Genomic DNA, 24,261 nt, shown 5'->3' on the forward strand with positions numbered 1-24,261 from the left:
ATTGCTCTATTTTAGTTACAACATACATTTAAGTGAAAAATCAAAGATCACTCAGTGCTATCTTTGACCACATAGAACCAAGTTGAACACCCGAGCCTCCCTCGTCGGGCAGCGAACAGATGATCTTAGGCTCCATCATGTGCTCGCAGTCTTGGTTTTCAGACCGCAGTAAGGACTGTCTATCAGGTTCAACAGGAAGGATTGCTTTAAATCCTGCTGATATCGAGTCCGGTATTTATCTGTCCGGATGTTATATTCATTTTAAGCAACTCAACGCCACTAAAAGCACGAGATTATTGGTTGATATTGTCAATGGATTTGACTTTGTGCTACTTGCGAGCCGCACTCCTTTCGTCCTTCGCTGTGTGATTGCTGTGTGTGTCTCAATCATGATGGAAGGTTTGATTGCACTTGTTGTCACGTTCGCTCAGCATGGTTTGACCTCTGGATGGTCTTTGGTGTGGGCGACGACTGTCGTGAAAGCACTACCTTTAGGGCTTCTTGTTGGTGTTACAATGACCTTCATTGTTCAGCCCCGAATGCAGAGGCTGGCAGCCTCTGCACCGGCTAATTAATTCACCAACTATTGCCCATGACTAATGGTAATCCCCCGTTGCGCTCCCACTGGGTCTATCGGGGAATTGGAAACTAAGCTGAAATTTATGGTCAGTAGAGAATACGGCCTCTCAGGGGGAGAGTCCGTATAAAAGGGCAATCTGGGTACTGAAGAGGATTATAAATAGCGCCGCTCTAAATGTTCGCGGAAAAAGCGAGGATTAAGTGGTTCACCTGTCGCTTTGGTGATCAGTTCCGCGGTTGAATAGCGGCTACCCTGTTGCCAGATATTTTGCTGTAACCAATTGAATAGGGCGCTAAGGTCACCATTGGCAATATTCTTATCTAATCCGGGAATAGCATTTCGCGCCGTTTGGAAAAGCTGGGCAGCATACATAGCACCCAGTGTATATGTCGGGAAATAACCAAAGGCACCGTCGGTCCAGTGAATATCTTGCATACAGCCATTACGGTAATTACCTTCGGTGTTAATCCCCAGATATTGCTGCATTTTTTCATTCCACAAGGCCGGGATGTCATCGACCTCGATTTCACCGCTAATCAATGCTTTTTCGATCTCGTAGCGCAAAATGACATGAGCAGGGTAGCTGACTTCATCGGCATCAACTCGGATAAAACCGGTTTTAACACGTTGATTCAGGGCAATAAAATTTTGTTCTGCGAAAGCCGGTTGTTCACCAAATTGCTGTATCACCAATGGACGAATGACTTGCAAGAATTCTTTGCTGCGGGCCAATTGCATTTCAAACAGTAGACTTTGAGATTCATGAATTGCCGTTGAGCGAGCATGTGATATTGGTTGGCCCAGCCATTCACGCGGTAAATTTTGCTCATAACGTGCATGACCTGTTTCATGAATAATACCCATTAATGCACTGAGAAATTCTTGTTCATTATAACGTGTAGTAATGCGTACATCTTGCGGTACACCACCGCAGAATGGATGGACACTGACATCGACTCGGCCACCATCAAAGTCGAAACCGAGCACTTTCATCACATTGAGTCCAAGTTGGCGCTGGTTTTCCAGGTCAAATGGCCCCTGTGGTATCAGGCAGGGTTCATCCGCTTGCTTGGCTGTCACTTTTTGCAAGAGATCGGGTAACCACTGTTTAAGGTCACCAAAGATACGGTCCAAATCGGCACTATTGGTTCCCGGCTCATATAAGTTCAGCAATGCGTCATAGCGCGATGTTCCGGCAGCTTGAGCACGAATTGATGCCTCTTCGCGACTGAGAGTGACCACTTCACGTAGATTTTCAGCAAAACCATTCCAGTCATTCGCGATGCGCTGCTGTCGCCATGCATGTTCGCAGCGGGCACCTGCTAGTGATTTCGCCTCAACCAATGCTTCCGGCAGCAACACGGCATTATTGTAGTGCCGGCGCATCTCACGCAAATTTGCTTGCTCGACATCATCCAGAGTTTCTTGTTCCGCTTGCTTCAACCATTCCCCAACATCTTTGGCCGTTAGTATTTGATGTTGCAGTACATTTAGCTCCGCCATTGCCTCTGAGCGGGCAAGATTACCTTTTGGCGGCATCATAGTTTGCATATCCCATCCGGCAATGGCCGACAAATGCTCAAAGCGAGAAAGGCGTGTAAACGTAGCGCGCAGGTGTTGATAAGCAGTGGTCATAAAAAACTCCATTAAATCTATAGGCCGATTTGTTTTATTAAGGCTAGTATTTGGGCAAAATTATTGGGTAGGCAAAACCATTATTTAGAGTCATCTTGGTCGATAGTGAGTGAGTAAAGACCTTTTACCGGCCAACAAAATCGGAAACTCGCGCCTCCTAACGAACTGGCATCAACGGAAATACTCCCCTGATAAGCCAATGCAATGGAGTGAACGATTGCCAGGCCCAATCCACAGCCCCCGGTTGCGCGATCCCGGCTAGGGTCCAGCCGGACAAAAGGCTCAAATACTCGGGCGCGTTCTTCTAATGGAATCCCCGGCCCGTCATCTTCAACTTGTAAGCAAGCATTATCGCCATCAAACCACAGCCCAATTCGCAGCCGTTGGGTCGAATAGCGCAGGGCATTATTGACCAAATTATCCAATACTCGCTCCATCAGACGTAAGTCAACTGCGCCGAAATCGCCACGATGAGGAATATCGAGTTCTATTTCGCGCTCACTATGAATCAAGCGCATCTCCATAACTTTTGCCGTGAGCCAAGCCGGTAAGTCGATAGGTTCCAGATTGAGTGAGACTTGCGGGCGATCCAGCCGAGCATAGGTCAGCAGCTCGTCAATCAATGCTTCCAACTGGCCAATATCGCGACTCAAAGCCAGTTGCTCACTTTCAGTCAGGTTATCACTCATGGCTAACCGATAGCGCAAACGAACCAGTGGGGTGCGCAGCTCGTGAGCAATTCCATCAATAAGCAGTTTCTTGCTGACAATCAAGGTGCTGATGTTGTCAGCCATTTGGTTAAATGCGACACCTAAGCGGCTTAAACTTGAAGTGGGGTCAAAATGCGTGCGCTCGTCCAGGTGGCCCGACCCTAGCCGCTGGGCGGCATTCTCCAATTTAAGCAAATCTTTCCAATGGGGGCGCATCCAAAGAAATACCGGAAGAGCCAAAGAGAGGCCAATCAGGATAAGTAAGGCCAAATCAAGCAGCCGCATTTGATGCAAATAAAATAAATAAGGGACTGGGCCAACAGCAAGGACATAGCGGCTGCGGGGGATTCGTTGCAGGAAAGTATATTCATCATCCAAAGCAATGATTTCACCGGCTCGTAGGCGTTTATTCAAGCGCTCACCGAGATTCCGTTTATCGAGAGGTTCGATATGTAATTGAAATGAGAGATTTAAATCTAAAGTGGCAATGGTTTTATTCCAATCTTTCAGTGGAATTTCCCGCAGCTCACTGCGCATCAATGAAAGCGAGCTTTTCATCAAGTCATCTAATGACTGGCGACCAGCACGTTCCGCTGTCACTTTATAAACCAGCCCAACCAACATCGCCATCACCATAAAGCAGACGAACAGTAATAAGAAAAACTGAATAAATAGCTTCCTCATTGCTGCACAGACTCCCAGGCATTCGGGGCGAACAGGTAACCTTTATTGCGGACGGTTTTGATTCTAAAAGGTTCGAGGGCATTGTCGTAAAGTTTGCGGCGCAAGCGCGATATCGCAACATCGATACTGCGGTCCATCCCGTCATAGCTGACACCACGTAAATTCTTCAATAATGCTTCCCGGTCCATGATAATCCCGGCATGGGTTGCCAGTTCCCACAGCAAGTCAAAATCTGAAGTCGATAAAGTAATTTCTTCATCACTAAGATTAACTTGTCGATTAACAGGATCAATGCAGAGCAGACCGAAGTGAATTGCATTATACCCAGTGAGTGGCGGGCTGATGGTTTCTTTGGTTTGTTGTTGATTATGCTGGCGTAAATGCAAACGTAACCGCGCCAACAATACTGCCGGGGGCGTTGTTTTCAGGATATAATCATTCGCACCCATCTCCAGGGAAAGGATATGGTTCATATCACTGTCAAGTGAGGTCAACAGTACGATAGGGCCTTCATAGCTTGGTCGCAGGTCACGGCACAGCGTCATCCCATCTTTCCCTGGCAGCATGATATCGAGCAACACCAAGTCAGGTTGTTGCTGTTCAATAACGGCTTGTGCAGTATCGCCTCGTGGTTCAACAAACACATCAATATCATGTTTGCCAAGGTAAGCTGCAATCAGTTTTCCGACCTCCGGGTCGTCTTCTACAAAAACAATATTGGTCATGTTTTTCAGTTTATAAAAGTGCCGGAATTCAGCATAGCGCGCTGTTGGTAGCAATACTATGCACGTTACTTGATTATTAATGCCAATGAATTATCAATGCCAATGACTGATCGGTAGACAACGGGCAAAACATTTCATTATATTAACTGGAGTGATTGTATCGTCATCTCTATTTATACCCGTCATACTTCAAGCTGCATGTGTGTTGGCTACGTTCAATTACCCGAATCACTTACAACACAGTAAGCTCATCGGGATTCTCTCTCTTGCCGCCTTCCTGCAACTCGAATTATTTAGGGTATTATAGTTGGGTCTATCGTTTATATATCAATACTTATGGTTAATGAATAGCTGTATCAATCAGCTAAGGACTGAGGGATGAGTGGCGAACACACTGGTGTGCCAGCGCACAATGAAAAAGTCTGCTTCGATTACACGGAATTTTTGGCGGTTTCTTGCAAAAAACGATGGAGTTTTATTGATGCTATTTATGGTGTCATGCCGATTTTTGGTATGGTGGTAAAGTCGCAAACTGCATCGGAAAAAACGCCTCAGGAGCGGCTGACTGCTTTAGCGCTACAGGTATTATCGACCCAACTTAGCGATGAAACCAATATTATTCGATTAATTCGTCTCGCTGAACAGCAGGGGATAACTGTATTGGAGATCCAATTACCTTACTCTCTGGAAACCGCGCAACTCAATGAAATAAAACAAAAATTTCCGCTATCGATGCAACTAAGTCAGATGGGCGAATGCTTATCGGTGGACATATCGGGAGAATAAATCCTCTTGGTAGATGATGAGGATGAGTTTATCTGCAACCAATACTCAAATGGACAGCCAGTGTTACTGGCGTGCCCATTGTCGAGTGTTTCCAACTTAATGCATTACCACCCAGGTTGCTGGAATGGTCGCAATCAGCACCAGGCCAATCGCCGCGCGTTCCACTGTATTAAGTAGCCGAAGACCTTCATGCCCTTTACGTGCATAAATAAATACCAGTAAACCGGGGGCATACAATAGGGCGGATAACAGCAGATACAGCAAGCCAGCCGCATAAATCAGCCACAAACCATACAAACAGGCGCCACTGGCGGCAATAATCAATCGCCAGTCCTGACGTTTCAGGGCCACTTTAAATAAGAATGCACCCACCAAGAAATAGGGCACTAAAATCATCTCTGATGCAATGGTCAGCAAGGTGTTGTAGTTACTGCCCGTCAGCCAGATAAGAATCAGCGCCACTTGCACGGCACAGTTAGTCAGCCATAGTGATTTCGCGGGTGCATTGTGTTTATTCTGATGTCGGAATATTTTAGGGAATGCACCATGTTTGGCCGCCACCATAGGGACTTCTGCGGCCATAATGGTCCAGCTAAGATAAGCGCCGCACACCGAAATAATCAGTCCGGTGGCAATAATCACTTCCCCCCAAGGGCCAATCATCTCTACCATAATGCCCGCCATTGATGGGTTCCGCATACCCGCTAATTCAGCGCGCGGCACTACCCCAAGGGACAATAAGGTTATTAGCAGATAAACACATAAAGCTGAGATAACCGCCAGCATTGTCGCCCGGCCAACATCTTTTTTATTGCGCGCTCTGGCAGAAACAACAACAGCGCCTTCCACCCCAATAAAGACCCATAATGTGATGAGCATCGTGTCTTTCACTTGCTGCCAAACCGGGGTGTGTAGGGCAATACCAGTAAAATCAACGCTAAAGGTATCGAGGCTGAAAGCCATGCCGGCTAAAACAATAAACCCGCCGATGGGCAACAGTTTTGCCAGTGTCGCGGCCAGGTTGATACTGGCTGCGGTTTGAACGCCACGCAATACCAATGCATGAACCATCCACAACAGGAAAGATGCACCCAAGAGCGCCTGCCAGGTATTCCCCTCACCAAAGATAATGCTGCCAGACTTATCGGTAAAAAAGCTCAATGCGGCAAAAACAATCACCAAATAAGAGACATTGGCAATGACGGCGCACAACCAGTAACCCCACGCGGAGAAAAAGCCAATAAGATCACCAAAGCCTTCTTTGGCATAGGTGAATATTCCACCATCCAGATCAGGGCGCAGGCGCGTTAACAATAGCATGGCAAAAGCCAAAAAAACGATCCCCACCCCGGTAATACCCCAGCCAATGAGTAAGGCCGCTGGGCTGGCAACTTCAGCCATATTTTGTGGCAAGCTGAAGACACCTGCACCCAGCATTGAACTGAGAACCAGCGCGGTGAGCGCCGTCAGGCCGAGTTTTCTTTCCAATTATAAATCCTGGTTTTTAGAGTATTAATGAATGGTTAATGGCTTGTAAGTAGCATTATATGAGGCTAACTTATCAATATTTGACAGATAATAGCCCTATAATTTTCGGGCGATTTTACGGAGTGGGAGGCGATCATGCAATGATTGGTTATGCGATTTGGGCAAAAAATTATTCAGTCGGAATTCATCAGGCAAATCGCCCCCGCTGACAGATAAAAAAAGGGCAGCCAATGGCTACCCTTATGATTACGATTGCAGCAAACTTATTTAAACAAGTCAGCGCTAACACTCAGGTTACCACCACTTTGGTTCTGCCACTGGCGAGTAACATGATAATACTTCGCCCCTTTAGCCGCTGCGCGCTTAGCGACTTCATGGGAAACGTCGGTCATGCTGTTGTAGTGACCGCTGAAGGTAATTGAGTCAAACGGTACCATCTGCGCGGCAGTGGTGTTGTTTAATTCTTGAATTTGAGTGCCGTCATTAAGCGTGACAGTGTAACGCTTACCTGTGGATGATTGCGTTTCAAAGAAACGGCCCACATCAGCACTTGGTGTACCTGAAGAAGCAACGCCTGGAATTTCTACATTCGCAGCCGCAGCACCACCAGCAGCCAGTGCTGCGCGGCCAGCATCTGAATCGGCGGGGATCACATCAGGGCTTTGCACGGTACGTTTGGCAGCATCCTCTTTATAAACATACGCCGTGACGAACTGGTTGCCACCTTGGTTAGCATCAACCTGGCGCACGATGAAGAAAGAGTAAGCACCTTTCTCTTTTGCTGCTTTGGAAATAGCATCGTTAATATCTGGCTGGCTGCGGAAGAAACCACTGACAGAGACAGTATCGTAAGGTTGTAAACTGTAGGCTTCTGTTTTTGGTAATTCTTTGATGCCATTAAAAATACGATACTGAGTCTCTTTGCTCACTTCCTCAGCATCTTTATGATAAACATCGGCCGTTACACGCCAGTTGCCACCATTGCCATTGCTGTTGAGATCTTGAATATAGAACGAATCAGCGCCCAATTTATCAGCACGACGGGATACAGCATCGGCGGCCTCATTAATTGCATTAAATCTGCCGGTAATAGTAATACGATCAAATGGTTTAATGGCTGCTGCTTGCTCTGGTGTGAGTTCTTTTGCCGCATGTGCAGCAGAAAGCGCCGAGAGTGATAGCAATGCCGACGCGATGATCGTGTATTTCAGCTTCATAAAAAATCCTTTCGCCTTGCGCATTAACGTTGATACATGCGGAACAATTGATGTGTAACAGAATAGCAGATGATTATTACATGTAATAATGGCGGGTGTCTCCGCAATTTATATGACTAAATAATTTATATGACTAAATATATGAATTCCGGAGTTAGGCCTGCTAGCACTTTACATGAAGAATAGAGATAAGCTTTACGAATAATGGCTTTAACGTCATAAACACGGATTATTTACATTTTTCCAACCTGATGCCGCGCCATCACTGGGCTGCCTTATTATACTGATGCTTATTATTTTGGCTCAAACTTGCAGGACAAGCCGCTAGTAAATATTATTTTTATAGTGAATTATACAGAGTTCTTTCCGCCTGCCAGTTTTAGTGCAAAAACTGCTGCAGAACTGCATACAGATATGGATCATAAGTCACATTTTCAGTAGGTTATAGGGAGCCGTAACTAAGCAGGTTTGTCAGTAACCAAAAGAACTGAGCATATCCGAATTAATTGGCGTTACAGGTAGGTAGCTCCCGATGCGCTGACATAAGTCAGTGATGTGAGTTAATGAGCGCCGCTAACACCCATAACTTCAATTAAGAAGGGTATGGCAATCTTCATCATTAAAGATAGGTAAAGGGAACATTATGCGTATTGGTGTACCAAGAGAGCGGTTGGCCAATGAAGCCCGTGTTGCAGCAACGCCGAAAACGGTAGAACAATTGCTGAAATTAGGTTTCACCGTGGCGATTGAAAGCGGAGCTGGTCATTTAGCCAGTTTTGACGATGCGGCGTACCAGGAAGCGGGTGCCACCATTACGGATACCACCGATGTGTGGCAATCCGACCTTATCCTCAAAGTGAATGCCCCATTTGAGGACGAAATTGCCCTGATGCGTGCGGGGAGCACCTTGGTCAGCTTTATCTGGCCAGCCCAGAACCCGGAATTACTGCAAAAATTAGCAGAGCGTCAGGTCACTGTATTGGCGATGGATTCTGTGCCGCGTATCTCGCGCGCGCAATCCATGGATGCCCTCAGCTCAATGGCTAACATTGCGGGCTATCGCGCAATCGTCGAAGCTGCTCATGAATTTGGCCGTTTCTTCACCGGGCAAATTACCGCGGCGGGTAAAGTCCCACCAGCAAAAGTAATGATTATCGGGGCCGGTGTTGCAGGGTTAGCAGCCATTGGCGCGGCAGGGAGCTTAGGGGCGATTGTCCGTGCTTTTGACACCCGTCCGGAAGTCAAAGAACAAGTCCAAAGTATGGGCGCTGAATTCCTCGAACTTGATTTTGAAGAAGAGGCGGGCAGTGGCGATGGTTACGCGAAGGTCATGTCTGAAGCGTTTATCAAAGCCGAAATGGCGCTATTTGCTGCACAAGCGGCCGAAGTGGATATCATTGTTACCACCGCATTGATTCCAGGTAAACCCGCACCGCTCTTGATAACCAAAGAAATGGTTGCGTCGATGAAGTCCGGCAGCGTGATAGTCGACTTGGCCGCGCAGACCGGCGGTAACTGTGAATTGACTGTGGCTGATAAAGTGACAGTGACCGAGAATGGCGTGAAAATCATCGGTTATACCGACTTGCCAAGCCGTTTACCGACACAGTCATCCCAGCTTTATGGTACCAACCTGGTTAACTTGCTGAAATTACTCTGCAAAGAGAAAAATGGCGAGATCGATATTGATTTCGAAGATACCGTCATCCGCGGTGTTACCGTGGTCAAAACCGGTGAAGTGACCTGGCCGGCTCCGCCTATTCAAGTTTCAGCTCAGCCTCAGGTCGCTAAAGCAGCTCCGATTGTCAAAGAAGAGACTAAACCTTCATCGCCTTGGCCTAAGTACATCATCATGGCACTGGCTATCGTGCTGTTTGGTTGGTTGGCAAATGTGGCACCGAAAGAGTTTTTATCTCACTTTACGGTCTTTGCTCTGGCGTGTGTGGTTGGATATTACGTGGTGTGGAACGTCAGCCATGCGCTACATACTCCACTGATGTCAGTCACTAACGCCATCTCCGGCATTATTGTGGTGGGCGCATTGTTGCAGATTGGTCATGGCGGCTGGGTGAGTTTCTTATCCTTTATTGCCGTATTGATTGCCAGCATCAATATTTTTGGTGGCTTTACTGTCACCCAGCGCATGCTGAAAATGTTCCGTAAAAACTAGTTTTTCCTGTGAAAACTGAGTTGATATATACACTAAATAATTCGAGTTGCAGGAAGACGGCAAGCGAATGAATCCCGATGAGTTGACGCCCGTCAATGATTTGGGTGAAAGAGAGTAGCCAACGCACATGCAGCTTGAAGTATGACAGGTATAACACCATGACTTATAAGAATGAAGGGGTAACTGATGTCTAGTGGTCTCGTTACAGCTGCGTACATAGTTGCTGCGATTTTATTTATTTTCAGTTTGGCTGGGCTGTCGCGCCACGAAACATCCAAACAAGGTAACACTTTCGGTGTGACCGGTATGGCCATCGCACTTATCGCGACCATTCTGGGGCCAGATTCAGGGAATGTTGCCTGGATTATCATTGCCATGGTGATTGGTGGGGCAATTGGTATTTATCTGGCGAAGAAAGTCGAAATGACCGAAATGCCGGAACTGGTGGCTATTCTGCACAGTTTCGTGGGTCTGGCGGCGGTTCTGGTTGGCTTTAATAGCTATCTGGATCATGGCACCGTGGTCATGGATGCGGTGATGGTGAATATCCATCTGACCGAAGTGTTCTTGGGGATCTTTATCGGGGCGGTAACATTTACCGGTTCAATTGTTGCCTTTGGTAAGTTACGCGGGATTATCTCATCCAAACCGCTGATGCTGCCACAACGCCATAAGTTAAATCTGGTGGCGCTGGTTGTTTCATTCCTGCTGATGATTATGTTCGTCAAGACAGATAGCGTGGCCCTACAAGTGGTCGCACTGCTATTGATGACCGTGATTGCTTTGGGCTTCGGTTGGCATCTGGTGGCATCCATCGGTGGTGCTGATATGCCGGTTGTGGTTTCGATGCTGAACTCCTACTCCGGTTGGGCCGCAGCGGCCGCAGGCTTCATGCTCAGCAATGACTTGCTGATTGTAACCGGTGCGTTAGTGGGTTCTTCCGGTGCCATCCTGTCGTACATCATGTGTAAAGCGATGAATCGTTCGTTCATTAGCGTGATTGCCGGTGGCTTTGGTACCGATGGATCTTCTACCGGTGATGCTGAAGAAATGGGTGAATACCGTGAAACTAACGCGGAAGAAGTGGCTGAGCTGCTGAAAAATGCTAGCTCTGTCATCATCACTCCTGGATATGGTATGGCGGTGGCACAGGCACAATATCCGGTGGCTGACATTACAGCAAAACTGCAAGCTCGGGGGATCAAAGTACGTTTTGGTATTCACCCAGTAGCAGGGCGCTTACCAGGCCATATGAATGTGTTATTGGCTGAAGCCAAAGTACCTTACGATGTGGTGTTGGAAATGGATGAAATCAATGATGATTTCCCAAGCACTGACGTCGTGCTGGTTATTGGTGCTAACGACACGGTAAACCCTGCCGCACTTGAAGATCCTCGCAGCCCCATTGCAGGTATGCCAGTGTTGGAAGTGTGGAAAGCGCAAAATGTTATTGCCTTTAAACGGTCAATGAACACCGGCTATGCGGGCGTACAAAACCCATTGTTCTTCAAAGACAATACTCAAATGTTATTTGGCGATGCCAAAGACAGCGTAGAAGCCATTTTACGCGCGTTGTAATGGCGCAGTAGTCTTTGATTAAGGGCCACCTCGGTGGCCCTTTTCTTTGGATTTAATCAGAATAGCACGTGAGAAAGGGAGTTATTCGACATCATTTTGATCTTCATTGCTTTCCACCGGGCAAGTAAAACCTTCCGGTTTAATCGCTAATAAATCACATTTAAGATGATCGATCACATGTTCTGTGGTATTCCCGATAAAGGCGGCAGATAGCCCTGTACGCCCCAAAGTACCTAAAACCACCACCCCAGCGCGTAAATGTTCAGCGAGGTCAGGAATCACCTCTTCGGGTAAACCTTTTTCTACATGAGTGAATTTTTCATCAATACCAAACTGCTGGCGCAGTGCTTTCATTGCGACCAAATGCTGACCGCGAATAGCATCGTTATAAACACTCGGATCAAAATCAGGTAACTCGATGGCGATATTAATGGGAGTGACCGGATAGGCGCTAATCAAGTGCACTTGAGTTTGGTTGAGATTTTCAGCAAGTTCTCGGGTTTCTTTCACTAAACGTAAATTGAGTGGGTCATGCAGCGGGTCTTCACTTGAGAGGTTGACGGCCACCAGTGCCGTGCCACCCTCCGGCCAAGGTTGGTCTTTTACCATCCACACCGGGCAGGGACATTTGCGCAATAAATGCCAGTCAGTCGGGGTGAAGATAATAGACTCCAGGCGGTCATGCTGATGTGCCATTTTTAGCAATAAATCGTGTTTAAATTTCAGGACTTCCTGAATAATGGCTTCGTAGGGCCGATTGTGCCATACCACTTTGATTTCAATCGGTATCCCTTCATCAAGATAAAATCGGCACTGCTCGTTTATCCAAGCTGAGCGTTGGCTGATAACCCCTTTGCGCATAGCGGTGCGCTCATCGGGTGACAGCAGGGTGGTCATGTCATAAGACAAGTCATAAATAGCTAAAAATGCTTTGATTGTGCCGCCGTTGCGCCGCACAAGATAGACTGCACGTCTTAATGCAGGTTGATCATCCTGATTGGGGTCAATAGCAACCAGAATATTCTGATACTTTGCCATAGAGTCTCCTTACAACCGTGAATTAACAGTATGTTAGTTAAAGAGTAAACCATGAAAGTGAAAGAGGACAGGTGAGAGAACGAACCAGAGCAATAATATATCAATCAGCTTTAGAGTTGTAGGTGTATTGGTTGCCCTTAATCCTCCGAATCACTGACGGGAGTATGCTCGCCGGATTTATGAGCCTCCTCCTTGAGACTCACTCTGCATATTGAAACCTGGTGGGTATGGAAATTACAGACTAGGTCTTGGGTTACCCGCCAGCTTAGCCAGTGCTTCGGTATTCTCGATAGTTATATATTTACCTTTCACACTCAGAATATCGCTTTTCTGGAAACGACCCAACAAACGGCTGATAGTTTCTACCGTCAGACCCAAATAGTTGCCGATGTCACCACGAGTCATGGTGAGACGGAATTCACGTGGTGAGAAACCGCGCTGAGCAAAACGGCGAGAGAGATTATAAATAAAGGCCGCCAGACGCTCTTCTGCATTCTTTTTAGAAAGCAGTAAAATCATGTCTTGATCACCTTTGATCTCACCACTCATTAGACGCATCATCTGTTGGCGCAAATTTGGCATTTTGCCGGATAAGTCATCCAGTGTATCAAATGGGATTTCGCAAACCATTGATGTTTCGAGAGCTTGCGCAAAGCTTGGATGCTGTAGGTTACTGATGGCATCAAAACCGACTAAATCGCCCGCCAAATGGAAACCGGTAATTTGCTCATCACCTTCTTCGGTAATGGTGTAACTTTTGATGGTCCCGGAACGGATGGCATACAGTGATTTAAGCTCATCACCTGCTTTAAACAGCGCCTGTCCTTTCTGAATAGGTTTTTTTCTTTCAATGATATTGTCGAGCTGATCCAGCTCGTTTTCATTCAAAGTAAATGGAATACAGAGCTGGCTGATACTGCAATCCTGACAATGGATTGCACAACCACCAGACTGAATACGTCGGATTACGCGTTTTTCCGGGATCATAGGGTATTCCCAATAATATTGATATGCGTCAATTTTAACATCTTTTCTTGCGTCTGATAAGAGCAAGAATAGTTAGCGTACTAAAAGATAGCCCTCATGCATTAATAGCCAGCGTTTTCGCTCGACACCACCGGCATAGCCAGTCAATGCACCTTGCTGCCCAATGACTCTATGGCAAGGGACAACAATTGAAATGGGATTCAAGCCATTAGCCATCCCTACAGCCCGCGAAGCTGTGGGGCGGTTAATGCGTTTTGCTAATTCGCCATAAGTAATGGTTTCACCACAAGGGATTTTACGCAGTTGTTCCCAAACCTGGCGCTGAAAGTCAGTCCCGGCTGTTTTTACGGGTAAATTATCTATAATACTCAGCTCACCAGCAAAATAGCGCTGCATGCTGTCACTTAACCCACCGGGATTCCGTTTTTCCACTAGGGTAAAGGTATTGGTGCCGTAATGATTGCGTAGCAGTTTCATCAGGCGCTCATAATGATCCGTCCAATCAATGGCGCGTAGCCGGTTTTCTTCGTCTGCAATTAACAACAGTTCACCCTGTGGGGTTGCCATCCGATCAATTAAAAACGTTTCCATAGTTCTCCACGACTTTGCTACCACGGGTTAAGTACAAATAAATATTTACTGAAGATTATTACATGAAAAATAACATCAATAGATGACTATCAGGAACGAAAAGTAAAAACCTGCTGTTATTGCGGGGCTAATCGCATAAACCATAAAGTTTAAGTATAAGGTCGGGGTGTGCGAAGTAAGGATAAGCCGCTAGGATAAAAGTCTGTTATTTACGAAATCCATTCTTATCAGGTATTCAATTCATGTCCAATGTCACTTTGATTCCTTTATTACGTGATGGCGAACCTCCGGCTGCGGCCATTGAACGCCCAGAGAGCCGTTCACCTTTTATCTTGCTGGCAGACCATGCCGGGCAGCGTATTCCCGCCCAACTTGGGGATTTGGGGTTACCCGCCGGGGAAATTGACCGCCATATTGGTTGGGATATTGGCTCATTGGCTACCGCGCAATTACTTAGCCAATATTTGGATGCAACATTGATTCATCAGCGTTACTCGCGCTTAGTGATTGATTGTAACCGCACGCCGGGTATCGCCAGCTCTATTCCTGAAATTTCGGAAAACACGCGGATACCACGCAATATTGGTGTCACGGTAGAAGAGGCACAAGCCCGTCGAAATGAGGTATTCCAGCCTTATCATGACTTAATTACACAGACACTTAATCAGCGCCATGATTGCGGCCAGAGCAGTGTCATTATTTCCATGCATAGCTTTACCCCGTCGTTTAAAAACATTTCACGCCCGTGGCAAGTTGGAACTTTATTTAACCGTAATCCTGAGTTTTCTTTGCAGTTAGTGGCATTTTTACAGCAAGATGGCTCCTTAAATGTCGGAGTTAACCAACCTTATGCCATGACAGATGCAACCGATTTCACTTTGCCATTTCATGCGGAACAGCGCCATTTACCTTATGTAGGAATAGAGATTCGTCAGGATCTTATTACTCAACCCGATGGGCAGGAACAGTGGGCAAAGCGCCTGGCGAGATTGTTACCGCAAGTCTTATCCGCCTATAACCATTCAAAATAGGCCGCGCTCTATTTATTAACCCAAGAAATATCTGTTTTGCGTTAATTATTTTCTGAGTTTATGACTGGCCACTATTAATTGGTTATTATCGGTGGCTATAGTTATTTTTAATTCATCACTAATTCATTTATCACACAATAGTAAGGTTGAAAATCTCGTGGAATCCAAACCTGCGCGTATCCTGATCAGTGCCTGCTTGATGGGGAAACCTGTCCGTTATAACGGCAGCGCTCTGTCTGTTCATGATGAAATTATTCAGCGCTGGCAGGATGAAGGGCGACTGGTGCTAATTTGTCCAGAATTAGCCGCAGGAATGCCGGTGCCACGCCCACCAGCAGAAATTCAGCAAGGTAATGGCGAGGCGGTATTACAGGGGCAGGCGCGGGTGATTGAGCAATGGGGTAATGATGTCAGCCGGGAATTTCTGCAAGGGGCTTATCAATCCTTGGAATTGGCTCAAAAACATCAGTGCACATTGGCCATTCTGACTGAAGGTAGCCCATCTTGTGGTAGTAGCCGTATCTATGATGGCCATTTTAATGGTACTCAACGCGCAGGACAGGGAGTGACAACAGCTTTACTGCGTCGTCACGGGATCAAGATATTCAGTCATCTTCAACTTGAACAAGCAGATGATTTTTTGCGAAACAGTTCGCAAATCAAGGTTAAAAACTAATCAAATGTCATTAAATCCCGCTATACTGTATGAATGTACAGTTATGGCGTGGGTTCGTATCTTTAGTCACTTAGTTTTTATTAAAACCATTGAGTCGAGGTAGCGATATGACATTCAAGATAGTCGAAAAAGAATCGAAAAAGATTGTGGGTATCCGAGTTGTTGGGCCTTATCACGAGACCATCCCGAAAGGATTTGACCAACTATCATCACTTTATACCCAGCACCAAATTCCAGGAAAAGATTGGTTAGCACTTTACTGGGATAACCCAGAAACCAATCCACCGGCTGAGTTACGGGCTGATGTATCCTTATCTGTCGCTGATGACTATGTCTTACCAGTAGAACTTCGCGGCCAGTTGGAGTTACAGGTGATCCCCTCAGGTCTATATGCGGTGTATCACACCCGAGTAACGGATGATGATGATGGTTATGCTAAAGCTTGGGGAGAATTGTATCACCAACATTTACCACAAAGTGGCTATCACCCAGCCGAGGGCGCTTGTTATGAGGTTTACCTCAATGACGGCAGAAGTGACGGCTATTTTGATATCGATATCTATCAATCCGTTGAAAAAGACTAATAAATTAGCGTTGCAGCCGAGCTGGCTAGCTCGGCTGCTTATGGTGTCAGCAGCATCGCCTTTCAAGGAGATATTATTGTCAGGAAAATGCTTTCAGGAATACTTGGTTCAGCCAGTCACTGAAAATACGCACCCGTGGTGACAATTGTCGATTACGTGGATACAGAAAAGAAACCGGCATGGGGGGCGGGGCATATTCTGGGAGAATATCAATCAGTGTTCCGGCACGTAAGTCTGATTCGATGTGATAACGTGGTACCTGAATGATCCCTAATGCCAGCCGTGCGGCAGCCACAAAACTTTCTGCGCCACTAACGGATAGAACCGCCGGTAATTTCACATTTTGAACTTTCATATCTTGAACTTTAGCTGATAAATAGGGCTGTGGCCGTTGATATGAAAGCTTTTTCCTGGCGGAGGGCTGAGATTGCGTGCTGATACAAAATTCTAATGGCATTAATCCGCCAGTCGCACTGGAACGAAACCCTACCATTTGATGCCCGGCTAACTCATTAGGTGTGAGTGGTGTTCCATGCTGTTGCAAATAGCGCGGTGCAGCACAAGTTACCTGTGGTAGCAGTGCCACGCGGCGGGCCACCATATCACTGTCTTGCAAATTACCGACACGCAATACGCCGTCAAAGCCTTCACGAATCAAATCAACTAGCCTATCTCCTTCGCTGATAAATAATTCGATATCGGGATATTGTGCTATAAAATCAGGTAGTTGTGGTAATACAAAATGGCGAGCCAAGGTGCCTTGTACATCGATTCTCAGTAAGCCCCGTGGCTTAGCATTAGCAAACGCCATTTCAGCATCTTCTATATCAGCAATAATTTGCAGGCAGCGCTGGTAGTAAGCTTCCCCATCCAGTGTCGGACTGACATGCCGGGTAGTGCGTTGCAATAAGCGGACATTTAAGCGTTTTTCAAGCTGCTTAACTGCATCCGTCACACTAGATCGAGGTAAATTTAAGTCTTGTGCGGTTTGGGTAAAACTGCGCTGTTCCACTACTCTGATAAACACGCGCATTGCATCAATTCTGTCCATACTATTGTTCGTCTTTTTCGGATAGTGTTAACGAATAATAGGTAATTATCCGAATAAGTAAAAGTGGCATGCTCTGTGTACCGGTTTCCGTGGGTGCAGTTCTTGAGAACATGGCTTGAGAACTAACTGCCCATAAACGAGTACAAATAATGAAATACATATTCAGGAGAATATTATGATGAAAACTACTCAGCAGGTCGCCATTGTCACAGGAGCATCACGAGGTATTGGTGCAGCAATAGCCGAGCGTTTAGCTCAGGAGGGTTACACCGTTCTCATCAATTATTCTCGAGCTGATGAGGAAGCCGAAGCTTTAGTGCGTAAAATCCAACAAGCGGGCGGAAATGCATTGAGTGCTAAAGGGGATATCAGTGATTCTGCCGCTGTAGTTCAATTGTTTGCTAAAGCAGAAGCCGCTTTTGGTGGCGTTGATATTTTGGTCAATAATGCCGGAATTATGTCACTCAGTACGATTGCCGATAGTGATGATGAACACTTTGACCGCCAGATTGCAATTAATCTGAAAGGGAGCTTTAACGGGATGCGGGAAGCCGCAAAACGCCTTAGATACGGTGGGCGAATTGTTAATTTTTCAACCAGTGTGGTGGATTTAAAGTTGGAAAAGTATGCTGTTTATGCTGCGACCAAAGCTGCGGTTGAAACAATGACGGCAATCCTGGCGAAAGAGTTGCGGGGCCGCAATATTACCGTCAATGCCGTGGCTCCGGGGCCTACCGCAACTGACCTTTTTCTTAATGGGAAATCGGCAGAACTTATTGAAAAAATGGCAAAAATGGCACCATTGGAAAGGCTGGGTACACCAGAAGATATTGCTGCGGCAGTAGCATTTTTGGTGGGTAAAGACGGTGGTTGGATTAATGGGCAAGTGCTGCGCGCTAACGGTGGCCTGATTTAGCGCCATTTTGTGGAATGGTGGCGACAGAACAGGGGGATGGCTCTGAAAGATAAGGGATAATAATCAATCGTGGTTTTTATAAAAGCATTGGTTGTTATAAATACGTGGATTGCCATAAAAGCGTTGATTGTCATAAAAGCGTCATTCGCCTGTTCTAGTATCCGTTGTAACCAATCAATACAAATTGTATGACTGTTTTACAACAAGGAACTCTACTGATGCAGAACCGCGTACCCACTTTGTCCGGCATAGCGCTATCGACCCTGATGCTGAGCAGCTCTCTGTTCGCACCCAATGCTGTCGCGGTCACCACCGGTTTATATGACCGCAGCGCCCACGGTGATATCACCCAGTTTGGTGGCGCTCGCCGTTTGACAGAAGATCAAACTCAGGCTCTTCGTGATTCGTTGTCTAGCAAAACAGTAAAAAATGTCATTTTACTGATTGGCGATGGGATGGGAGACTCAGAGATTACTTCGGCGCGTAACTATGCCATGGGCGCGGGCGGTTTCTTTAAAGGAATTGATGCATTGCCGCTGACCGGGCAGTACACGCACTATTCATTAGATAAAAAAACGCAGAAACCTGATTATGTGACTGACTCAGCAGCTTCAGCTACCGCATGGTCGTCAGGTGTGAAAACCTATAATGGCGCACTGGGTGTTGATGTGTTTGGGAAAGATCATGCCACTCTATTGGAACTGGCTAAAAAAGCAGGTAAAGCCACCGGCAATGTTTCAACGGCTGAACTGCAAGATGCAACTCCTGCGGCACAATTTGCTCATGTCACCGGCCGTAAATGTTATGGCCCGGAAGAAACTAGCGAAAAATGCAGCACCAATGCGCTAGAGAATGGCGGCCGTGGCTCCATTACTGAGCAAATGATTGAAGGGCGCGCCGATGTTACATTGGGCGGCGGTTCTAAATCATTCAGCCAACTCGCTAAAGCGGGTGAATGGAAAGACAAATCTTTGCGTGACCAAGCTCTGGCTCGCGGCTATGTGATTGTCGAAAATCTTGATGACCTGAATGCAATCAAACAGGCCGACCAACAAAAACCGCTGTTGGGACTCTTCAGCCCAGGCAATATGCCGGTTCGCTGGCAGGGGCCAAAAGCCTCTTATCACGGTAATATAGATAAACCGCCAGTGGTTTGTGAAAACAATGCCGAACGAACTACAGGGACACCGACCTTAGCCGTGATGACGGAAAAGGCCATCGATTTGCTGAAAACCAATAAAAATGGCTTCTTCTTGCAAGTTGAAGGGGCATCAATTGATAAACAAGATCACGCGGCTAACCCTTGTGGCCAGTTTGGTGAAACTGTCGATCTGGACGAAGCGGTTCAAAAAGCGTTGGAATTTGCCCGCGCTGATGGCAATACATTGGTCATCGTGACCGCAGATCATGCCCATTCCAGCCAAATCATTGAAGCTGATGCTAAAGCTCCGGGTTTGACACAGGCATTAACCACCAAAGACGGCGCGGTAATGGCTATCAGCTATGGTAACTCTGAAGATGATTCTCAAGGCCATACTGGCACACAATTACGCATCGCCGCTTACGGCCCACATGCGGCAAATGTTGTTGGTCTAACCGACCAAACAGATTTGTTCTTTACCATGCGCGATGCGATGGCCCTTAAATAAATACCGGCCTATTGGTAGCAGATCCCAGTGCAGTAATGGCTGGGATTTTTCTTTTCTGTCATATGCCCATCGTATTTTTAACCGATATTTGTAGTATGGCGTTTATCAATAGAGAAAACGTGGATGGTTTGATTAAAAAACAAACCAGAAACATTCAATTCCATTATCTGAACACAAATTACCCGCCACCTAACCTTATTATTTAATTTATTCTAACCAGACACGAGACAAACTGAAATCATGGGAGTTTATCCTGCGGTTGCAGAGTCTTTACTAGCTGATTGCATAATGAACTGGCATAATTGATTTATTGAAAATTTTATCATGCTGTTGTGCCAGGCAAGCTGTTATTAACATAAAATATTGATTTATTATTTAACCGATAAATTCGACTTAAGTTAAATTTATCGGTTATCTCTATGGTTTTTTGCTGCATTTTTTGGTTAAAAAGAATTTTTTATTAAAAATTGCCATTAAAGGCAGAATAAAAATTATTATTTTAGGATAGGGGCATATAAATCATCGTGACGAAAAAAAAATCTACCGGTACTGGCTGGGTTATCCTACTGATAGTCGTTTTGGGGCTGATCACCGGTATCCCGAGAGAGGCGTGGATTGCACTGAGTGCGGCTATCTTATGCCTGTATCTTGTCTGGCAAAATATCCGTAAGACTAAGATGCATGCGGGCCGACCGGGTAAACCTAATAGGCAAGAGATTGCGGTGATACCGGATCTGGGCAATTATCAAATGGCCCCGTCACAGTTGGAACCAGAACAAACTACTACACCCGATGAGCTGAACAAGAAGCCCTCCGCTGAACCTAAAGTAAAACAACCCGACATCTCACGGGGTTCTCTAGCCCGTGCATCCTGGTTGCGTCCTGGTGAACTGGCCGTGGTTGCAGGAATAAATTTACCTGATGGTATGGTTTACATTGGTAATAAATACAAAAGTAACCGTACTGGTGCAGAACCCGCCTTTATTAATCCATCAATGGATGTTGCGCCAGAAGAAATAGATATTTCATTACCTCTGATTGATAGTGCACCTGATTATTCGACCTGCTCACCAGAGGCGCGAAAAGGGTATTTACAATGGTTATCAGAGGGCCGTAAATCACCCAACGCAGATATTAGCTATGTTTTCTTATTTTTCTATGGACTAGAACATAGAATACTCATTGATGCTGCTATAGATCCGATAGCAAAAAAAGAACTGCCCATTCTTGAATCTGAACTTAATCGCTTGCTAAATATTTACAGGAAAAATAACGCATTCAATCATTATGCGCAGAACTTATTAGTTTATATCACCAAGGTAAATATAGATGAGAAACTCTATCTTTCTGCCCCTCCGACAACCCGCGAAGTTTCAACTGAACTGCCACTGGCATTATTAGTTGGATTGGGGCAATTAGCTCTTGACCAGAAACCCTTGCCGGTTGAGTGGGCGCTCGCGTGGGGGGAAGCCGACCCCGCGATTAACCAAAATATCTCAATGGCACATTGTGCAGATATTTTTGCCACATTGTTCCGCCAGCGCTACCAAGAACAATATGGCGATGGATTTTTATTACCCGTTAATAAAACAAAATTACAAATATTCTATCGTCCAGCATCTACGGGCTTAATGGGGCAAGAATTCTTTCGGCAAATTACTGATCTACCCAATGTTGCTGTGTGCAAATCTCATCGCGATAAACTGCGAGCAATCTTTGAGATATGTCAGCAGGAACTTGATATTTACAATCGTTTTGCCAGCATCAACCCGAAGAAAAAAATGTCATTAGAAGGGCAGTTATTAATGCCCGTGGCGTTATGGTCTGTGGCATTAAAAACCGAATTAGAGAATATCAAAACCCGAGTGGGTTATGGTTTGCTAATGGTCACTTTGGGTGAGTTGTTTCTTCAACTCAGTACCGCCTGTGGCACCAAACCACCAGAGCGCCTGGCGCGCAGCCATGTAATGGCATTAACTTACGCATTAGCTTCTTTGCAAGTGGGTATCGAACCTGATGTCAGAGCGGATAATCGCACACCGGTATTGCAGGACACTGTTGCACTGTTTCCTATTGAATCGCTGGTTACAGAGTCGACCACCTTTGATGCCTATCGTGTCACTATGCTTACCGTCGAATTGGCTTGTGCTGCGGTGATGTTTGATGGCCGAATCGGCGAACCTGAATCCATAATATTGACCCGGCATATTGATGCATGGGGCTTTCTTAGCCCCGGCCAACGTATGCGCTTAAAAGCCTACCTGCAACCGGGTATACGAAAAAATAACACATTGTTGGCTCTGAAGAATAATATGGAACCACTCTCGTTGGAAAATCGTCGTGTTATTGCGCGTTTCCTCGCACACCTGCTGCAAGTAGAAGGGACAATTACACCTCAAGAAGTGAAGTTTCTTGAACGGGTATACCAACGTTTTGCGCTGGACAGTAAATGGGTTTATGCCGATTTGGATAGCCGTGCAACTCCAATGACATTGAGTTTACCGTCGGCGGCTGTTGAAGTGGTGACAGATACCGACCGTGTGAACCTGCTGAAAAAAGAAAGCCAAGAATTAGCCAAATTATTGAAGGATTTGTTTATCACGGCCAGTGTCGCGGCAGCGACTACGGCAGATATTAATCCGCAATCTCTGGCAGCCATCACCGCTCATTTACCTGATAGCATTGCGACATTCTTGAAATTACTGATTTCACGTGATTCTTGGGATCGTGAGAAATTAGTGGATATCACTGCGGATATGGAAGTTAAACTTGATGACGCTTTGATTGAGATTAACCGGAAAATATTAGCCGCGTTTGATGCTCCGTTAATCACCGGTGATGTCACTATTACCATCAACCGTGATATATCAGCGGCACTCCTTATTTGAAAGAAAAAGGATGTGTTAGGGGGGTGGCGTAACTTGAGCTGGGCCTCAATACTCGCTACCATAGCGCGCCTAATAATGCCAAATGTCAGAGAGATAATCGTGATGAAATACCAATGGATACTGTTCGATGCGGATGAAACTCTATTTCACTTTGATGCTTATCAAGGGTTAAAGCTCATGTTTTCCCGCTTTAATGTAGATTTCTCTGCACAAGATTTCGACCATTATCAGTTGGTTAATAAACCGCTCTGGGTTGATTATCAAGACGGAAAAATATCCGCGGCCGAATTACAAAGTACCCGTTTTGAAATGTGGGCCGAGAAGCTCGGCGTGACAGCGAACCGCCTGAACAGTGATTTTTTAATTGCCATGGCGGATATCTGTGCATTGTTACCTGGCGCGCGCGAGTTAGTCGATGCTTTGAGTGGCAAAGTAAATATGGGCATCATTACTAATGGTTTCACCGAATTGCAGACCATCCGATTGGAACGCACCGGGTTAAAAGATGTCTTTTCTCCGCTGATTATTTCGGAGCAAGTGGGTGCGGCTAAGCCCGATGTTGCGATATTTGAGCATGCTTTCAATTTAATGAATAACCCGGCGAAAGAAGATATTTTGATGGTGGGAGATAACCTCCATTCGGATATTCAAGGTGGTATCAATGCAGGTATTGATACTTGCTGGCTTAATATTCATGGCGCTGTGGCGGATGAAAATATTGCGCCGCGTTATCAAGTCAGTTCACTGGCTGAGTTACAAAAATTACTGCTGGCGTAATTGAGTTATATTCCATGAAATAAGGGCTGTTAACGATATCGTCTCGATAACAGCCCCTTGTATTTTCGTCATACATTATTCAACTCATCGGATAATAAGTATTAATCTATTGACACGTATTGCTCTTTACCGACACTGCCATTTAATCGCAACAGTGTCGATGAAAGAGGGTGACCTGTTATCGTTGATTGGCGACTAAGTCTTCAACCTGATCAAAAATCGGCATTTCAGAGTCAAAGCGGCAAACCTGAAGCACATCTTCGAGTTTTTCCAGTTGGCTTATCATTTGTTGTAAGCGCTGATCATCTAAGACCTGCAACCAGATACGGCTCTCTTCTCCACCGGCCAGCGGCATACATAATATTCCATCGACGTTAAATGCGCGGCGGGCAAATAACCCACAAATATGGGACATGACTCCAGGATGGTTGCGCACGGTGAGCAGTAACGTGACGCGCGCAGAAATGACTTGCTGCGGGGTTATTGGTTGAGCTGTCATA

At 45.9% G+C, this 24,261-nt stretch carries 21 protein-coding genes; 11 read left to right on the top strand and 10 right to left on the bottom strand.

The genetic code is table 11. The annotated features are described in order from the left end of the window. Window positions 1-119 precede the first annotated feature (119 nt). The gene (locus OVO64_RS03435; RefSeq protein ID WP_080723391.1) at window positions 120-575 is read left to right on the top strand and encodes a DUF2798 domain-containing protein; all 456 of its coding nucleotides are present in this window, start codon (window positions 120-122) and stop codon (window positions 573-575) included. A gap of 158 nt (window positions 576-733) precedes the next feature. Here the strand turns inward: OVO64_RS03435 and OVO64_RS03440 are convergent, their stop codons facing one another. The 3 genes from OVO64_RS03440 to rstA all read right to left on the bottom strand — a co-directional run bounded on the left by OVO64_RS03440 (window position 734) and on the right by rstA (window position 4,334). Beyond that, complete coding sequence (locus OVO64_RS03440; RefSeq protein WP_038632779.1) at window positions 734-2,215, bottom strand: carboxypeptidase M32; 1,482 nt, start codon at window positions 2,213-2,215, stop codon at window positions 734-736. 80 nt (window positions 2,216-2,295) lie between these two features. After that, window positions 2,296-3,609, bottom strand: a complete 1,314-nt coding sequence (gene rstB / locus OVO64_RS03445) for a two-component system sensor histidine kinase RstB (protein ID WP_042562375.1) — start codon at window positions 3,607-3,609, stop codon at window positions 2,296-2,298. After that, a complete protein-coding gene (rstA, locus tag OVO64_RS03450; RefSeq protein ID WP_038632783.1) occupies window positions 3,606-4,334 on the bottom strand; it encodes a two-component system response regulator RstA in 729 nt (242 codons plus the stop codon). The genes rstB and rstA overlap by 4 nt, the downstream gene beginning before the upstream one ends. Before the next feature lie 378 nt (window positions 4,335-4,712). On the opposite strand from rstA, the gene OVO64_RS03455 reads away from it, so the two are divergent. Further along, entirely contained in the window at window positions 4,713-5,120 is a 408-nt protein-coding gene (locus OVO64_RS03455; RefSeq protein ID WP_038632785.1) for a hypothetical protein, read from the top strand. A 96-nt stretch (window positions 5,121-5,216) separates the two neighbouring features. Here OVO64_RS03455 and OVO64_RS03460 read toward each other — a convergent pair whose 3' ends face one another. Both OVO64_RS03460 and ydgH read right to left on the bottom strand, forming a co-directional pair. Next, the gene (locus tag OVO64_RS03460; protein WP_038632787.1) at window positions 5,217-6,608 is read right to left on the bottom strand and encodes an amino acid permease; all 1,392 of its coding nucleotides are present in this window, start codon (window positions 6,606-6,608) and stop codon (window positions 5,217-5,219) included. Between the two features lie 263 nt (window positions 6,609-6,871). After that, window positions 6,872-7,825 carry a DUF1471 family protein YdgH gene (gene ydgH, locus OVO64_RS03465; protein WP_038632789.1) on the bottom strand — a complete coding sequence of 318 codons (954 nt, stop codon included), beginning with the start codon at window positions 7,823-7,825 and terminating at the stop codon, window positions 6,872-6,874. Window positions 7,826-8,468: 643 nt separating this feature from the next. Between ydgH and pntA the strand changes: the two genes are divergently transcribed. Further along, a complete protein-coding gene (pntA, locus tag OVO64_RS03470) occupies window positions 8,469-9,995 on the top strand; it encodes a Re/Si-specific NAD(P)(+) transhydrogenase subunit alpha (protein WP_038632793.1) in 1,527 nt (508 codons plus the stop codon). Window positions 9,996-10,181: 186 nt separating this feature from the next. Further along, window positions 10,182-11,573: a Re/Si-specific NAD(P)(+) transhydrogenase subunit beta gene (gene pntB / locus OVO64_RS03475; protein ID WP_038632795.1), complete on the top strand. Its 1,392-nt coding sequence runs from the start codon at window positions 10,182-10,184 to the stop codon at window positions 11,571-11,573. Between the two features lie 81 nt (window positions 11,574-11,654). Here the strand turns inward: pntB and uspE are convergent, their stop codons facing one another. From uspE to ogt, 3 genes are all read right to left on the bottom strand, one after another. Continuing rightward, window positions 11,655-12,611: a universal stress protein UspE gene (gene uspE, locus OVO64_RS03480; RefSeq protein WP_038632798.1), complete on the bottom strand. Its 957-nt coding sequence runs from the start codon at window positions 12,609-12,611 to the stop codon at window positions 11,655-11,657. 234 nt (window positions 12,612-12,845) lie between these two features. Beyond that, on the bottom strand, window positions 12,846-13,598 hold the full coding sequence (locus OVO64_RS03485) for an FNR family transcription factor (protein WP_004390269.1): 753 nt from the start codon (window positions 13,596-13,598) through the stop codon (window positions 12,846-12,848). 72 nt (window positions 13,599-13,670) lie between these two features. Next, window positions 13,671-14,189, bottom strand: coding sequence for a methylated-DNA--[protein]-cysteine S-methyltransferase (gene ogt, locus OVO64_RS03490; protein ID WP_038632801.1), 519 nt, complete (start codon window positions 14,187-14,189; stop codon window positions 13,671-13,673). Between the two features lie 242 nt (window positions 14,190-14,431). Here ogt and OVO64_RS03495 point away from each other — a divergent pair, with 242 nt between their 5' ends. The 3 genes from OVO64_RS03495 to sbmC all read left to right on the top strand — a co-directional run bounded on the left by OVO64_RS03495 (window position 14,432) and on the right by sbmC (window position 16,480). After that, window positions 14,432-15,220, top strand: coding sequence for an N-formylglutamate amidohydrolase (locus OVO64_RS03495; RefSeq protein ID WP_038632802.1), 789 nt, complete (start codon window positions 14,432-14,434; stop codon window positions 15,218-15,220). 157 nt (window positions 15,221-15,377) lie between these two features. Then, complete coding sequence (locus OVO64_RS03500) at window positions 15,378-15,896, top strand: DUF523 domain-containing protein (protein WP_038639504.1); 519 nt, start codon at window positions 15,378-15,380, stop codon at window positions 15,894-15,896. A 107-nt stretch (window positions 15,897-16,003) separates the two neighbouring features. Beyond that, a complete protein-coding gene (gene sbmC, locus OVO64_RS03505) occupies window positions 16,004-16,480 on the top strand; it encodes a DNA gyrase inhibitor SbmC (protein WP_038632804.1) in 477 nt (158 codons plus the stop codon). A 79-nt stretch (window positions 16,481-16,559) separates the two neighbouring features. Here sbmC and OVO64_RS03510 read toward each other — a convergent pair whose 3' ends face one another. Then, the gene (locus OVO64_RS03510; RefSeq protein ID WP_038632806.1) at window positions 16,560-17,531 is read right to left on the bottom strand and encodes a LysR family transcriptional regulator; all 972 of its coding nucleotides are present in this window, start codon (window positions 17,529-17,531) and stop codon (window positions 16,560-16,562) included. A gap of 175 nt (window positions 17,532-17,706) precedes the next feature. Here OVO64_RS03510 and OVO64_RS03515 point away from each other — a divergent pair, with 175 nt between their 5' ends. From OVO64_RS03515 to yjjG, 4 genes are all read left to right on the top strand, one after another. Then, window positions 17,707-18,447: an SDR family oxidoreductase gene (locus tag OVO64_RS03515; protein ID WP_267248621.1), complete on the top strand. Its 741-nt coding sequence runs from the start codon at window positions 17,707-17,709 to the stop codon at window positions 18,445-18,447. A gap of 218 nt (window positions 18,448-18,665) precedes the next feature. Then, entirely contained in the window at window positions 18,666-20,096 is a 1,431-nt protein-coding gene (phoA, locus tag OVO64_RS03520) for an alkaline phosphatase (protein ID WP_038632811.1), read from the top strand. Between the two features lie 524 nt (window positions 20,097-20,620). Continuing rightward, window positions 20,621-22,984 carry a TerB N-terminal domain-containing protein gene (locus tag OVO64_RS03525; protein ID WP_267248622.1) on the top strand — a complete coding sequence of 788 codons (2,364 nt, stop codon included), beginning with the start codon at window positions 20,621-20,623 and terminating at the stop codon, window positions 22,982-22,984. 102 nt (window positions 22,985-23,086) lie between these two features. Beyond that, window positions 23,087-23,761, top strand: coding sequence for a pyrimidine 5'-nucleotidase (gene yjjG, locus OVO64_RS03530; RefSeq protein ID WP_038632817.1), 675 nt, complete (start codon window positions 23,087-23,089; stop codon window positions 23,759-23,761). 178 nt (window positions 23,762-23,939) lie between these two features. Here the strand turns inward: yjjG and ilvN are convergent, their stop codons facing one another. After that, window positions 23,940-24,260, bottom strand: a complete 321-nt coding sequence (gene ilvN / locus OVO64_RS03535; RefSeq protein ID WP_050291700.1) for an acetolactate synthase small subunit — start codon at window positions 24,258-24,260, stop codon at window positions 23,940-23,942. Window position 24,261: the final 1 nt, after the last annotated feature.

This window comes from Yersinia sp. Marseille-Q5920 (genome assembly GCF_946902935.1).
GTDB classification, from domain to species: Bacteria; Pseudomonadota; Gammaproteobacteria; order Enterobacterales; family Enterobacteriaceae; genus Yersinia; species Yersinia rochesterensis.